The sequence below is a fragment of the Sinorhizobium sp. 7-81 genome, assembly GCF_030124405.1.
GTDB classification, from domain to species: Bacteria; Pseudomonadota; Alphaproteobacteria; order Rhizobiales; family Rhizobiaceae; genus Sinorhizobium; species Sinorhizobium psoraleae.
In genome coordinates this window covers 93,297-107,307 of record NZ_JASKLT010000005.1, presented here as the reverse complement: position 1 = coordinate 107,307, position 14,011 = coordinate 93,297, and the positions used below count along the sequence as shown (strand labels likewise).

Here is a 14,011-nt window from a genome sequence, read left to right as displayed (position 1 = left end):
ATCATTAAACTTTTATCAATCCTGTCGACATTGATAGGCTGACGGGCCGATAGCGTCAATTGACGCGGCAAAACAGGCTGTTGACGGGGGCGCTTGCGCCAATAGCGGCCGGCCATTCAGGCGCGCTTGCGGCGGAGCACCGCGGCATAAAAACCATCGAGCCCGCTGGAGAAGGGCGGCGCAAGCGGAAGCATGGCGGGCGTCGTGCGAAACTCGCCGCGATCCGTGATCGCGTCGCCGAGACCCGGCCAATCAGCCGCAGTGATCGGTACGCGCTCGCAGTCCTCGCCATCGCCGACGACGCGCGCGACAACTTCCTCGCCTTCGCGCGGATCGAGTGAGCAATTGGAAAAGACCACCAGTCCACCGGGCTTTACAACGCTCAGCGCGTGGCGCAGCAAACGCTCCTGCAGCCCTGCAAGCTTCTCGATATCCTCTGGCCCCTTCGTCCAGAGCACGTCCGGATGGCGGCGCGTCGTTCCGGTGGAGGAGCAGGGGGCGTCCAGAAGCGCGGCGTCAAACAGTTCGTCGGGTTGGAAGTCCGCCATGTTGACTTCCTTCGTCCGGGCCTCCAGGCCGAGCCGCGCGAGGTTGGCCTTCAACCGTCGCAAGCGGCTGGAGGACTGATCGAGTGCCGTCACCTTCGCCCCGGCGAGAATGAGCTGTGCCGTCTTGCCGCCGGGTGCGGCGCAGAGATCGACGACGCGCTTGCCCGCGACATCTCCGAAAAGTCGTGCCGGGATGGAGGCAGCCGCGTCCTGGACCCACCACTCGCCCTCCGAGAATCCCGGGAGTGCGGGAATGGTGCCGGAGAACGTACCGAGCCGAACGGAGCCGGTCGGCAGAACCATGCCGCCAAGGCGCTCGGCCCAAGCGGCCGGGTCGGATTTCACCGACAGATCGATCGCGGCCGGAACCTCTTGCGACGCGGACATACGTTCGGCCTCTTCCCGGCCGTAGCTGGCCACGAGCCTGTCGTAGAACCAGCCCGGCATCGCCGGAATCGTCTTCACCTTGTCGAGAATGGCGTCCTTCTCGCGCGAAAGCCGGCGAAGAACCGCGTTGACGAGACTCGCGAAGCGGCGATTGCGCGGATCGGCTTGTGCCTGCTCGACAGCAAGGTCGACGGCGGAATGATCCGGGATGTCAAGGTAGAGAATTTGCGCCGCGGCAACGGTCAGCACATGATCGAGCGCGCGGGCCCCCTCCGGCAGCGGCGTCTGCAACAGAGAATCGATTGCGGCCCGAATGCGCGGCAGGTGCCGAAGCGCGGAATTGAGAATGGCGCGCACCAGCGCGCGATCGGCGTCGTTGAGCTCGCGATAGACCGGATTGCCGTGCTCCTGGTCGAGCATGCCGTCAAGGGAGGTCTTGCGGTCGACGACGGCCGCCAGGATCTTGGCGGCCGCCTGACGGCTCTTCAAACCCGGCTTCTCCGCCATCAGGGCACTACCGGTGCCCGGCGCTGTCTTCGGCGACCTGTTCTGAGTTCGGGTTCGTTTCGGGCGTGAATCGTTTTTCTTGTCTTCAGGCATTTAGAGCCTTTCCTGGCTAAATGGAAACATTCTGCCGGAGCAGGTTTTCGTCGGGATCAAAGGCGATTGCCGAGCGTCGTACACGGACGTACGGCCGAGGCGATGCCTTTGATCCTGGCGGAAAGATGCCCGGCCCTTCGGGTTGGCCGAAGCGGGCGGCCTGTTTTGCCATTCCGCTCCGCTTGAGCCAACAGAACTGTTTCCATTCAACCAGGAAAGGCTCTAGGACCAGGGACCTTTGGGCGGTTCGGAACCACCGCGACCCCAGCCGGTTTTCGGAACAGAGCGCGATTTGCGTACCGAATTATCAGCACGCACCGGCGGCGTCGAGCCCATCGACATGTCGCGCGCCATCTGCTCCAGCGCCGCAACGCGATTTTCCGTGCTCGGATGGGTCGAGAAGAGATTGTCCATCCGTTCCCCGGAAAGCGGATTGATGATGAACATATGCGCGGTCGCCGGGTTGCGCTCGGCGTCATCATTGTGGATCACATGAGCGGCACCGGCAATTTTCTGGAGTGCCGAGGAAAGCCAGAGCGGATTGCCGCAGATTTCCGCGCCGCGCCGGTCGGCGGAATATTCGCGCGTGCGGCTGATCGCCATCTGTACCAGCATCGCCGCGAGCGGCGCGACGATCATGGCGACGAGCACGCCAATGAAGCCGAGCGGATTGTTGTTCTCGCGGTTTCCGCCGAAAAAGAAAGCGAAGTTGCCAAGCATCGAAATGGCACCCGCCAGCGTCGCTGTCAGCGTCATCGTCAGGGTGTCGCGATATTGGATATGCGCAAGCTCGTGCGCCATGACGCCGGCGACTTCCTCATAGGAGAGCGAGTGCAACAGCCCGGTGGAGGCCGCAACCGCGGCATTCTCGGGATTGCGGCCGGTCGCAAAGGCGTTCGGCTGCGGGCTGTCGATGACATACACGCGCGGCATCGGCAGACCAGCATTCTGCGCCAGATCCCGGACGATCCCGTAATATTCGGGCGCGGTGCGTTCATCCACTTCCTGGGCTCGGTACATCGCGAGCACCATGCGATCGGAATTCCAGTAGGAGAAAAAGTTCATACCGGCGGCTATGACGAGGGCGATCATCATCCCACCCCTGCCGCCGATGGCGTAGCCGACGGCCATGAAGAGCACGGTCATGACGGCAAGCAGCATTGCGGTGCGCATAAGATTCATGGATGAGCTCCAGCCATATCCGTATCGTTCGGCGATTGGGTGGAAAAGCGTTTGCAGCCGCTTTCGTTCCGTTCAACTCGCCCGAACGTTTCACGTGAATCAGGGTTTCCGTTCGCACGGAAGCGCTTATATGATGGGGATAAATCCTCCGCTCTTCAATATCGTTACGGAAAGCCGGACCGCCAGATGCAGAACGACAACGACAATGCGCCCGATCGCCCCAAACGCCCGCTGCCGGCAGCCGCTCTGCGCGCGCTGAAGGAGGCGGAAGAGAGAAGGCGGGCGGCGGAACCGCAAGTCATGCCGACCGAAGTCGGCGGCCGCGGAGGCCTCGATCCCGCACGTTTTGGCGACTGGGAGATCAAAGGGCGGGCAATCGATTTCTGACGAGATCAGGCGCCGTCATAGGGTTAATCATCGTTCCGCCAGCGAATCGAACAAAGACGGCTCCTGCACGGATTCCTTAAATTGGAATCGATTTAAGGACTGCAGAAGCGCAAAGTTCTACAGCATCATTGCGCGTCTGATTGGACGCGCGGCGCTGTAGGCCCCGTACCCACCGATACGGAGCCTAGCAGATACCATCAGGCGCGGTTCTGGCGATTGGCAATCAGATCGTCGACCACCGCCGGATCGGCAAGCGTCGAGGTGTCGCCCAAGGAGCCGTAGTCGTCCTCCGCGATCTTGCGGAGAATACGCCGCATGATCTTGCCGGAACGCGTCTTCGGCAGGCCGGGAGCGAACTGGATTTTGTCCGGCGTGGCGATCGGTCCGATCTCCGAGCGGACATGCTTGACGAGGGCCTGGCGAAGATCGTCATTGCCGGTCTCGCCGGCCATCAACGAGACATAGCAGTAAATGCCCTGTCCCTTGATCGGGTGCGGATAGCCGACCACCGCAGCCTCCGAGACAAGATGGTGCGAGACGAGCGCCGATTCGACCTCCGCCGTGCCGAGCCGGTGGCCGGAAACATTGAGCACGTCGTCGACGCGGCCGGTGATCCAATAATAGCCGTCCTCGTCCCGGCGGCAGCCGTCGCCGGTGAAATATTTGCCCTTGTAGGTGGAGAAATAGGTCTGGATGAAGCGGGCATGGTCGCCATAGACGGTCCGCATCTGTCCCGGCCAGCTATCGGCAATGCAGAGATTGCCGTCTGCCGGCCCGTCGAGCACGTTGCCCTCATTGTCGACAAGTTGCGGCTGGACGCCGAAGAAGGGCCGCGTCGCCGAGCCGGGCTTGAGATCGGTCGCCCCCGGTAGCGGCGTGATCAGGATGCCGCCCGTTTCCGTCTGCCACCATGTGTCGACGATCGGCGAGCGCTGCTCCCCGACGATGTGGTAGTACCATTCCCAGGCTTCCGGATTGATCGGTTCGCCGACCGTTCCGAGCAGGCGCAGGGACGAACGCGAGGACCGCGTCACGAACTCGTCGCCGGCGCCCATCAGAGAACGGATCGCTGTCGGGGCAGTGTAGAAGACGTTGACCTTGTGCTTGTCGACAACCTCCCAGAAGCGTCCGGCATCCGGGAAATTCGGCACGCCCTCGAACATCAGCGTCGTCGCCGCGTTGGCGAGCGGGCCGTAGACGATGTAGGAGTGGCCGGTCACCCAGCCCACGTCCGCCGTGCACCAGTAGATATCGCCGTCCCGGTAGTCGAAGACATATTCGTGCGTCATCGACGCGTAGACGAGGTATCCGCCGGTCGTGTGCAGCACGCCCTTGGGTTTGCCGGTCGACCCCGATGTGTAGAGGATGAACAGCGGATCCTCGGCTTTCATCTTCACCGGCGGGCAGTCCGGCTTCACGGTCGCGATTTCCTGGTGGTACCAAAGGTCGCGCCCCGGTGCCCAGCCGACCTTGCCGCCAGTGCGGCGCACGACCAGAACCTTGCTGACATTGACGTGCTGCTTGGCGGCGATGTGGATCGCCGTGTCGGTGTTTTCCTTGAGCGGCACCGGTTTGCCGCCACGCACGCCTTCGTCACAGGTGATGACGAAGGTCGATTCGCAGTCGACGATACGGCCGGCGAGCGCGTCCGGCGAGAAGCCGCCGAAGACGACCGAATGGATGGCGCCGATACGGGCGCAGGCGAGCATCGCATAGGCCGCCTCCGGAATCATCGGCATATAGATGGTGACGCGATCGCCCTTCTTGACGCCGTGTTTCTTGAGCACGTTGGCGAGACGGCAGACCTGATCGTAGAGCTGGTTATAGGTGATCTTCTTGTCGATGTAGGGGTTGTCCCCCTCCCAGATGATCGCGGTCTTCTCGCCATGGGTCTTAAGATGGCGGTCGATACAGTTGTAGGAGACGTTGGTAATGCCGTCCTCGTACCACTTGATCGACACCTTGCCCTTGAAGGACGTGTTCTTGACCTTGGTATAGGGTTTGAACCAGTCAATCCGCTTGCCGTGCTTGCCCCAGAACTTGTCCGGATCGGCAACACTCTCCTCGTACCACTTCAGATAGGTAGCGTTGTCGAGTAGCGTCCGGCTCTTGGCGGATTTCAGAACCGGATAGGTCTTTACGGACATGTGTTTCCTCCCTGCGCATTCCTAGCCCGCGGCGACACTCCCAGCCGCCCGTTCGGTCACGATTCATAGCAGGTCAAAGCCCGCCCGCAATTAGACAAAAGGACATTCGATCCTGAAAGAATTGCAATTTCGAGACAAGGACGATATAGAGGCGCTCAATTCCCGGAAATCAGTGGTAGACTCCACGGCCCGCGACACCGGCGCGGACGGACGAAAGGACTATATCCATGGCTCAGCAACTGCTTATGCCCAAGGCAACTGCCGTCTGGCTCGTTGACAACACAGCGCTGTCATTCGACCAGATCGCGCAGTTCTGCAAGCTGCACCCGCTCGAAGTGAAGGCAATCGCCGACGGTGAATCGGCGCAGGGCATCAAGGGCCTCGATCCGATCGCCACCGGCCAGCTTTCTCGCGACGAGATCGCGCGCGGCGAAGCCAACTCGAACCACAAGCTCAAGCTCTCCGAACCCAAGGTTCGCGTTCCGGACTCCAAGCGGAAGGGCCCGCGCTACACGCCGGTCTCCAAGCGCCAGGACCGTCCGAACGCCATCCTCTGGCTGGTACGCAACCATCCCGAGCTGAAGGACGCGCAGATTTCGCGGCTGGTCGGCACGACGAAGACGACGATCGAGCAGATTCGCGAACGCACCCATTGGAACTCGGCCAACCTGACACCGATGGATCCGGTGACGCTCGGCCTTTGCTCGCAGATCGACCTCGATCTGGAAGTCGAACGCGCCGCCAAGGGCCGTCCGCTGCCGACCGCAGCCGAGGCAGGCGCCACGCTTGAGGCAGCGCAGGAGACCGAGAAGCTCGGCTACAACTTCGAGCGCGAGGAAGAAAAGGAAATCGACGCCGATGCCGTCTTCGCCAAGCTGAAGTCGCTGAAGTCGGATCGCAAGGACGACGAAGACGACGACTATTGATCGTTTGTCGAGGTACAGCGCCGCGCGTCTTAGACGCGCGAAAGACCCTGTAGCGCTTTGATTTGCTGCATGTTTTTGCCCTTAAATTGGATACGATTTAAGGAAACATGCGGTAGGACGTACGCAAAACCCGGATCTCGCGATCCGGGTTTTTTGTTGCGCCTCTCAGTAGGCCGAGCCCGACGGATTGTTGAGATTGTGGCGCTCGGTTCCCTTGAGCGGCGGATTGAAGATGCTGACGAGGATCAGGTCCTCGTCGCGGCCACCGCGCAAGTAGTGCTTGTCGTGCTGGTCGAGCACATAGATGTCTCCTTCGCGGATCGGGAAGACATTACCCTGCATGTCCTCGACCTCGCCTTTCCCGGCAATGCAATAGCAGGCTTCGAGATGGTTGCGGTATTCGAGCAGCGAAACCGTATTGGCGCGCACCACCGTGTGACAGACGGTGAATCCCATGCCGTCCTTTTCCGTCAGCAGCCGATGGCTCGTACCGCTTCCCCATTCGACGAAATAGTCTGTCGCTTCGACATCTTTCAGGCTGCGCACGAACATGCGGCTCTCCTACTGTTAGAAAATTTGACAAAACCGGCGATACGAATTCAGATCGGATCGCGATGACCTCCTTATTTGCCGAATTCGTACTCTGCACAAATGACGATTCCTCACCGGATCGTTGAGGAGAATTTACATATGATGCCACCGCTTGGAGCGCTCAGGGTTTTCGAGGCGGCAGCGCGCCTGGCGAGCTTTTCGCGCGCAGCCGACGAGCTGCATGTGACGCATGCCGCTGTCAGCCACCAGATCCGGCTTTTGGAGGAATGGTTCGGGCGACCGCTGTTCCTGCGGGAAAAACGCGGTGTCCGTCTGGCGCCGGATGCCGAAAGGCTGGCCGAAATACTGTCAGTCAGTTTCGAGCGCGTTTCGGCCGAAGCCGAGGCGTTGAAACAGAGAACGAAATCGGAGATCACCGTCGCGTGCATTCCCTCGATCGCAACACGCTGGCTGATCCCGGCGCTCGGCGAGTTCCTCACCGCCAACGCCGACATCACGGTGAAGGTCGTTTACGCCATGGCGGCACAGCGCCTGCGCGAGACGGGTTGCGATGTGCTGATCACGCTCGGCGCCGACACCTCGGACGGTATCGGCTGCGAGCGGCTCTTTTCGCGCGTCAATAGACCGGTCGCCAGCCCGCGCTACCTCGAGCGCAGGGGCAGCATCGGCACGCCCGATGAGATCGCCGCGGCGGACCTGCTCCATGACGAGACGACGAGACATTGGCAGCATTGGCTTACCAAGGCGGGCCTAACTCCCCGCGGGCCGCTTAGCGGACCGGTCTTCCAGGACTTCAATCTGCTGGCAACAGCCGCCATCGCCGGTCACGGCGTGGCGCTCTGTCCGGTCGAAGTATGCCGGCGGGAAATCGAAAACGGCGACCTGATCGTGCTCTCCGACATCGCCGTCCTGGAGGACGAGAGCTATTTTCTCATCAGCAAGCTCTCGCGGCAAAAGGCGGTTTCCGCCTTCTGCACGTGGTTCAAGGCGGTGGTCAACCCGGTGGCGGGCTGACTCACTCGCAGACGCACAGAGCGCGCTGCAGCGCGGCTCAAAGGCCAATGCCCTTGGCATGAAGCGCGGCCGTGATCTCGTCGAGGATCGCCGGGTCATCGATCGTCGCCGGCATCTTCCACGGCTGGCGGTCGGCGATCTTCTGGATCGTTGCCCTGAGGATCTTGCCGGATCGCGTCTTCGGCAATCGCTTGACACAGATCGCCGTCCTGAAGGCGGCGACCGGCCCGATACGCTCGCGCACGAGACCAATGACTTCCTTTTCGATTTCCGACGTTTCACGGGAAACATTGGAATTGATCACCAGGAAACCGGCCGGGATCTGCCCCTTCAGCGGATCGGCAATGCCGATCACTGCGCATTCCGCCACGTCCGGATGGCTGGCACAGACCTCTTCCATCGCGCCGGTCGAAAGACGGTGGCCAGCGACGTTGATGATATCGTCGGTGCGGGCCATGATGAAGATGTAGCCGTCCTCGTCGACATAGCCGGCGTCCGCAGTCTTGTAGTAGCCGGGATATTCGTTGAGGTAGGCCGCATGGAACCGATCGTCGGCGTTCCAGAGCGTCGGCAGGCAGCCGGGCGGAAGCGGCAGCTTGACCACCACGTTGCCCAGAGTGCCCGCCCCCACCGGATGCCCCGCATCGTCGAGGACCTGCACGTCATAACCGGGCAGGGGAACGGCCGGAGAGCCGTATTTCACAGGCAGCAGCCCAAGGCCTAGCGGATTGCCGGCGACCGGCCATCCCGTTTCCGTTTGCCACCAGTGGTCGATGACCGGAACGCCTAGCGCCCGCTCGGCCCAATGGATCGTGTCCGGGTCCGCTCGCTCGCCGGCAAGGTAAAGCGCGCGGAAGCGCGAAAGGTCGTAGCGGGCCACGTGGGCGGCCTCGGGATCCTCCTTGCGGATTGCGCGTAATGCCGTCGGCGCGGTGAACATGACCGCGACGCCATGCTCGGCGATGATGCGCCAATAGGTTCCGGGATCCGGCGTGCCGACCGGCTTGCCCTCGAAAAGAATAGAGGTGTTGCCGTTGAGGAGTGGCCCGTAGACTATATAGGAGTGTCCGACCACCCAGCCGATGTCGGAAGCCGCCCAGAAGACTTCACCGGGCCGAACGCCGAAAAAATTCTCCATCGACCATTTCAGCGCAACCATGTGGCCGCCATTGTCGCGCACGACGCCTTTCGGCTGCCCCGTGGTCCCGGACGTATAGAGAACGTAAAGCGGATCGGTCGATGCGACCGGGGCGCATGGCTCCGTTTCGCCGGCTTCGTTGGCCACAGCGAGCGCCTCGGCGAAATCGATGTCGCGTCCGGCAACCATGCCGGCGGTCAGCATGTCACGCTGAAAGATCAGGCAATGGGCCGGCTTGTTTGCGGCAATCTCGATTGCCGCATCGAGAAGCGGCTTGTAGGCAACCGTGCGTCCAGGCTCAATGCCGCAACTTGCCGAGACGACGAGCTTCGCCTGGCAATCGTCGATGCGCACCGCAAGCTCGTTGGCGGCAAAACCGCCGAAGACGACCGAATGCACCGCGCCGATCCGCGCGGCGGCGAGCATTGCCACCGCCGCCTGCGGGATCATCGGCATATAGATGATGATCCTGTCGCCCTTGCCGACCCCCAGATTACGGTAGACCGAAGCCATGGCCGTCACGTCGGCCAACAGTTCGGCATAGGAGATCTTTTCGATCCGGCCCGTGACGGGGCTGTCGTAGATGAAGGCGGGCTGCGCCCCGCGACCCGCTTCCACATGGCGATCGAGACAATTATAGCAGGTGTTCGTCACGCCGTCGGGAAACCAGTGACCATAGGTTCCGCGCTCGGACTCGAAAATGCGCTCGGGCGGCTGAAACCAGTCGATCGCTCCGGCCGCATCAGCCCAAAATCCATGCGGATCCGACTTCCACGCGGCATACACTTCGGAATAGCGGCTCGCCATATCCGTTCTCCTCCACATACCTCCCGGATTTGAAGTCCGGCTCCTCACGATCGAAGATAGGCGAATGAAGGCAAAGGCTGAACCCCGACGAAAGCGTAATGGCCGGAAATGGGATGAAGAAAGAAGACTACGGGCGGTTTTTCGCTCGCATCCCGCTGCAAATGTCGCTCAGCGCGAACCGAAAATCGCCGAACCTACCCGCACACTGGTGGCGCCGAAAGCGATCGCCGTTTCAAAATCGCCGGACATGCCCATCGAGAGCTTGTCGAGGCCGCACGTCGCCGCGAGTTTCGCAAGCAGGGCGAAATGCGGACCGGGATTCTCGTCGACCGGAGGAATGCACATCAGCCCCTCGATGTTCATCGCCAGGTCCCCGCGACACAGATTAACGAAGGCAACAGCTTCTTCCGGCGCGATGCCTGCCTTTTGCGGTTCGAGACCGGTGTTGACCTGGACGTAGAGCCGAAGGTTGCGACCCTGCCGCTTCATCTCGGCGGAAACGGCCCGGGCAATCTTCTCGCGGTCGATCGTCTCGATTACATCGAAGAGAGCGACGGCGTCCGCGGCCTTGTTCGATTGCAGCGGACCGATCAGATGCAGTTCGATATCGGGCGTCTCGAGGCGGAGCGCCGGCCATTTGCCTTGCGCCTCCTGGACGCGATTTTCGCCGAAGACGCGCTGGCCGGCGGCGATGACGGGGCGTATCGCGTCGGCATCGAAGGTCTTCGACACGGCGACCAGCGCGACGGCCTGCTCGGGCCGGTGTGCCGCTTTTTCGCTGATGCGAATCCGGCTCACGACTTCGTTCAACCGTTCCTGCACTTCCATCCTTGTGCTCCCACGCCCGAAGACCACGACGAACCTTTCCTGCGGCTTATTGAAACTTGCGATACTTGCCAAGGCCTACTGCATGTTTCCTCGAACCGTACTCGATTAAGGACAAAAACATGCAGCAACTGAAAGTGCTACAGCGTCCCTTTGCGCGTCTGATAAGACGGGCGGCGCTGTAGCGGCCGGATCGCCTGCGGAAATACGCCAAAGTGCGCCACCAAATCCTTCAAAACTTGACGCTCAGGCGGTTTCGTGGTGAAGGTCACGCCAGCTATCATGAGGGTGCTTTGGGCGCCCCCCAGAATCTCCGGAACATCGAAAAGACATGGCGACCGAACGATACAATCCGCGTGATGCCGAACCGCGCTGGCAGCAGGAATGGGAAGCAGGCAAGGTCTTCGAGACCAGCAACGAAGACCCGCGCGAAAAATACTACGTGCTCGAGATGTTCCCCTATCCCTCGGGCCGCATCCACATGGGGCACGTGCGCAACTACACCATGGGCGACGTCGTTGCCCGGTACAAGCGCGCCCGCGGCTTCAACGTGCTTCATCCGATGGGGTGGGACGCCTTCGGCATGCCGGCGGAAAACGCCGCTATGGAACGCGGCGTGCATCCAGCAAGCTGGACCTATCAGAACATCGCCTCGATGAAGGCGCAATTGAAGGTGATGGGCCTCTCGCTCGACTGGAATCGTGAATTCGCCACCTGCGACCCGGCCTATTACCAGCGCCAGCAACACCTCTTCCTCGATTTCCTCGAGAAGGGCCTCGTCTACCGCAAGCAGTCGAAGGTCAACTGGGACCCGGTCGACAATACGGTGCTCGCCAATGAGCAGGTCATCGACGGACGCGGCTGGCGTTCCGGCGCGTTGGTGGAGCAGCGCGAACTGACGCAATGGTTCTTCCGCATCACCGATTTCAGCCAGGAACTGCTCGACGCACTGGATACGCTCGACCAGTGGCCGGAAAAGGTCCGGCTGATGCAGAAGAACTGGATCGGCCGCTCTGAAGGCCTGCTAGTGCGGTGGGAGCTCGATCCAGCAACTGTTCCCGCGAGCGCGACGGAACTGACCGTCTATACGACGCGTCCAGACACGCTTTTCGGCGCCTCGTTCCTGGCAATTTCGGCGGACCATCCGCTCGCCAGGGAAGCCGCGGCCAGCAATGCAGAGATCGATGCCTTCTGCGAAGAATGCCGGCGCGCGGGCACGTCGCTCGCCGCCCTCGAAACGGCAGAGAAGAAGGGCATCGACACAGGCATTCGCGCCAAGCATCCGCTCGATCCGAGCTGGGAGCTGCCGGTCTATGTCGCCAATTTCGTGCTGATGGACTACGGTACCGGCGCCATCTTCGGCTGCCCCTCCGGCGACCAGCGCGACCTGGATTTTGCCCGCAAATACGGGCTGCCGGTCGTGCCCGTGGTGATGCCGAGGGATGCCGATGCCGCAACCTTCAAGATCGAGAACGAAGCCTATGTCGGCGACGGCGTGATGATCAATTCGCGCTTCCTCGACGGCCTTTCGACGGACGAAGCCTTCGAGGCGGTTGCCTCGAAGCTCGAGAAGGAGACGCTGAACGGCACTCCCCGCGCCGAACGCAAGGTCAATTTCCGTCTGCGCGACTGGGGTATTTCCCGGCAGCGCTATTGGGGCTGCCCGATCCCGGTGATCCATTGCGACGACTGCGGCGTGGTGCCGGTGCCGAAGGCGGATCTGCCGGTCACGCTGCCGCCGGACGTCACCTTCGACAAACCCGGCAACCCGCTCGACCGCCATTCTACCTGGCGGCATGTCGCCTGCCCGCAATGCGGCAAGGACGCCCGGCGTGAAACCGACACGATGGACACCTTCGTCGATTCCTCCTGGTACTTCACGCGCTTTACAGCGCCCTGGGAGAACGATCCGACGGATCCGAAGGTCGCCAACCGCTGGCTTCCGGTCGACCAGTATATCGGCGGTATCGAGCATGCGATCCTGCACCTGCTCTATTCGCGCTTCTTCACCCGCGCCATGAAGGCAACGGGGCACGTGGCGCTGGAGGAACCGTTCAAGGGCCTCTTCACCCAAGGCATGGTGGTGCACGAGACCTATAGCCGCGGCGAGGGTGCTCAGCGCGAGTGGATCACGCCGGCCGAGGTCCGCGTCGAGGAAATCGACGGTGAGCGGCGCGCGCTTCTGATCGAAACCGGCGAGGAAATCGCCATCGGCTCGATCGAGAAGATGTCGAAGTCGAAGAAGAACGTCGTCGATCCGGACGATATCATCGCCTCCTACGGCGCCGACACCGCACGCTTCTTCGTTCTCTCCGATTCGCCGCCGGATCGTGACGTGATCTGGTCGGAGGCGGGCGTCGAAGGCGCTCATCGTTTCGTTCAGCGCGTCTGGCGCCTGATCGCCGAGGCGGCGGAAAACCTGCGCGACAGCGAAGCTTCGCCGGCAAAGGAAGGCGAGGGGCTTGCTATCTCCCAGGCTGCGCACCGAACGCTGCGCGCGGTCGAAGCGGACTACGACAAACTCGCCTTCAACAAGGCCGTCGCGCGGATCTACGAACTGGTCAATGTTTTGGCCGCTCCACTGACCCAGGTGGCCAACGGCAAGGCGGACCAGGCGGTCACCGCGGCAGTCAAGGATGCCGTTGCGATCCTGATCAATCTGATCGCGCCGATGATGCCGCACCTTGCGGAAGAGTGCTGGCGTGAAATCGGTGGCGATGGCTTGATCGCCGAGCGCGCTTGGCCGAGCTTCGAGCCGGCATTGGTCGTGGAAAACGAAATCACCCTGCCGGTCCAGATAAACGGCAAGAAACGCGCCGATTTGACAATCGCGCGCGACGCAGATCAGAGTGCGATCGAAAGCGCCGTGCTTGCTCTCGACGCCGTCAAGGCGGCGCTCAACGGCAGCAACCCGAAAAAGATCATCGTCGTGCCGCAAAGGATCGTCAATGTCGTTGTCTGATAGAGCCGGTTCCCGCCGCCGGTCCTTCTCCGTCTTCGCCGGTGCCATGCTTCTGACGGCTCTTGCCGGCTGCCAGGTCCGGCCGCTTTATTCCGACGGCCCCACCGGTTCGACATCGGCGGCACTCGCCTCGATCGAGATCTCGGAGGCTGACGACCGCGTCGAGCAGGAGGTGCGCAACGCCCTCGTCTTCCTCGCCTCGCGCGGCGCTGGCGAGCCGGTCAACCCGCAGTACCATCTCGCACTCAACGTCTCGCACCGGACGATGGGCGTGCTGTTTGACACGACGGATAATGACAACGACGATGACGACGCGGGAGCCGGCCGCATTGTCGTGAAGGCGGACTATAACCTGACGAAGACCGCCACCGGTGAGACCGTGAGGGCGGGCAACCGCACGGCCGTTGCGTTGGTCGACTTCCCCCAACAGGAACTCGCCAAGGTTCGCGCCGTTCGCGACGGCGAGAATCGCGCGGCGAAGGAACTGGCGGAGATCATCGGCGCCGATATCGCAGCGGCCCTCGGGCGCTGATCCA

General features: G+C 61.9%; 11 protein-coding genes. 5 read left to right on the top strand and 6 right to left on the bottom strand.

The window, feature by feature from the left end; genetic code table 11:
* Positions 1-116 precede the first annotated feature (116 nt).
* Together QN224_RS18460 and htpX are read right to left on the bottom strand one after the other, a co-directional pair.
* Positions 117-1,535 carry an RsmB/NOP family class I SAM-dependent RNA methyltransferase gene (locus QN224_RS18460; protein ID WP_283977869.1) on the bottom strand — a complete coding sequence of 473 codons (1,419 nt, stop codon included), beginning with the start codon at positions 1,533-1,535 and terminating at the stop codon, positions 117-119.
* Positions 1,536-1,757: 222 nt separating this feature from the next.
* Complete coding sequence (gene htpX / locus QN224_RS18455; protein WP_173508631.1) at positions 1,758-2,717, bottom strand: zinc metalloprotease HtpX; 960 nt, start codon at positions 2,715-2,717, stop codon at positions 1,758-1,760.
* 186 nt (positions 2,718-2,903) lie between these two features.
* Here htpX and QN224_RS18450 point away from each other — a divergent pair, with 186 nt between their 5' ends.
* On the top strand, positions 2,904-3,104 hold the full coding sequence (locus tag QN224_RS18450) for a DUF1674 domain-containing protein (protein ID WP_269280146.1): 201 nt from the start codon (positions 2,904-2,906) through the stop codon (positions 3,102-3,104).
* A gap of 197 nt (positions 3,105-3,301) precedes the next feature.
* On the opposite strand, the gene acs is transcribed toward QN224_RS18450, so the two are convergent.
* Positions 3,302-5,251, bottom strand: a complete 1,950-nt coding sequence (gene acs / locus QN224_RS18445; protein ID WP_283977868.1) for an acetate--CoA ligase — start codon at positions 5,249-5,251, stop codon at positions 3,302-3,304.
* 227 nt (positions 5,252-5,478) lie between these two features.
* Between acs and QN224_RS18440 the strand changes: the two genes are divergently transcribed.
* Positions 5,479-6,177, top strand: a complete 699-nt coding sequence (locus QN224_RS18440; RefSeq protein WP_173508628.1) for a DUF1013 domain-containing protein — start codon at positions 5,479-5,481, stop codon at positions 6,175-6,177.
* A gap of 165 nt (positions 6,178-6,342) precedes the next feature.
* Here the strand turns inward: QN224_RS18440 and QN224_RS18435 are convergent, their stop codons facing one another.
* Positions 6,343-6,729, bottom strand: coding sequence for an ectoine synthase (locus QN224_RS18435; protein WP_283977867.1), 387 nt, complete (start codon positions 6,727-6,729; stop codon positions 6,343-6,345).
* A gap of 138 nt (positions 6,730-6,867) precedes the next feature.
* On the opposite strand from QN224_RS18435, the gene QN224_RS18430 reads away from it, so the two are divergent.
* Positions 6,868-7,743, top strand: a complete 876-nt coding sequence (locus QN224_RS18430; RefSeq protein WP_283977866.1) for a LysR substrate-binding domain-containing protein — start codon at positions 6,868-6,870, stop codon at positions 7,741-7,743.
* 37 nt (positions 7,744-7,780) lie between these two features.
* On the opposite strand, the gene QN224_RS18425 is transcribed toward QN224_RS18430, so the two are convergent.
* Both QN224_RS18425 and QN224_RS18420 read right to left on the bottom strand, forming a co-directional pair.
* Positions 7,781-9,688 carry a propionyl-CoA synthetase gene (locus tag QN224_RS18425; protein ID WP_283977865.1) on the bottom strand — a complete coding sequence of 636 codons (1,908 nt, stop codon included), beginning with the start codon at positions 9,686-9,688 and terminating at the stop codon, positions 7,781-7,783.
* 168 nt (positions 9,689-9,856) lie between these two features.
* On the bottom strand, positions 9,857-10,516 hold the full coding sequence (locus tag QN224_RS18420; RefSeq protein ID WP_283977864.1) for a YggS family pyridoxal phosphate-dependent enzyme: 660 nt from the start codon (positions 10,514-10,516) through the stop codon (positions 9,857-9,859).
* A 328-nt stretch (positions 10,517-10,844) separates the two neighbouring features.
* On the opposite strand from QN224_RS18420, the gene leuS reads away from it, so the two are divergent.
* A complete protein-coding gene (gene leuS / locus QN224_RS18415; RefSeq protein WP_283977863.1) occupies positions 10,845-13,475 on the top strand; it encodes a leucine--tRNA ligase in 2,631 nt (876 codons plus the stop codon).
* On the top strand, positions 13,462-14,007 hold the full coding sequence (locus QN224_RS18410) for an LPS assembly lipoprotein LptE (RefSeq protein WP_283977862.1): 546 nt from the start codon (positions 13,462-13,464) through the stop codon (positions 14,005-14,007). The genes leuS and QN224_RS18410 overlap by 14 nt, the downstream gene beginning before the upstream one ends.
* Positions 14,008-14,011: the final 4 nt, after the last annotated feature.

What these genes read in the sequence shown, in the direction of transcription:
- QN224_RS18460 (WP_283977869.1), bottom strand. Translation starts at nt 1,535, where the DNA reads ATGCCTGAAGACAAGAAAAACGATTCACGCCCGAAACGAACCCGAACT.
- htpX (WP_173508631.1), bottom strand. Translation starts at nt 2,717, where the DNA reads ATGAATCTTATGCGCACCGCAATGCTGCTTGCCGTCATGACCGTGCTC.
- QN224_RS18450 (WP_269280146.1), top strand. Translation starts at nt 2,904, where the DNA reads ATGCAGAACGACAACGACAATGCGCCCGATCGCCCCAAACGCCCGCTG.
- acs (WP_283977868.1), bottom strand. Translation starts at nt 5,251, where the DNA reads ATGTCCGTAAAGACCTATCCGGTTCTGAAATCCGCCAAGAGCCGGACG.
- QN224_RS18440 (WP_173508628.1), top strand. Translation starts at nt 5,479, where the DNA reads ATGGCTCAGCAACTGCTTATGCCCAAGGCAACTGCCGTCTGGCTCGTT.
- QN224_RS18435 (WP_283977867.1), bottom strand. Translation starts at nt 6,729, where the DNA reads ATGTTCGTGCGCAGCCTGAAAGATGTCGAAGCGACAGACTATTTCGTC.
- QN224_RS18430 (WP_283977866.1), top strand. Translation starts at nt 6,868, where the DNA reads ATGATGCCACCGCTTGGAGCGCTCAGGGTTTTCGAGGCGGCAGCGCGC.
- QN224_RS18425 (WP_283977865.1), bottom strand. Translation starts at nt 9,688, where the DNA reads ATGGCGAGCCGCTATTCCGAAGTGTATGCCGCGTGGAAGTCGGATCCG.
- QN224_RS18420 (WP_283977864.1), bottom strand. Translation starts at nt 10,516, where the DNA reads ATGGAAGTGCAGGAACGGTTGAACGAAGTCGTGAGCCGGATTCGCATC.
- leuS (WP_283977863.1), top strand. Translation starts at nt 10,845, where the DNA reads ATGGCGACCGAACGATACAATCCGCGTGATGCCGAACCGCGCTGGCAG.
- QN224_RS18410 (WP_283977862.1), top strand. Translation starts at nt 13,462, where the DNA reads ATGTCGTTGTCTGATAGAGCCGGTTCCCGCCGCCGGTCCTTCTCCGTC.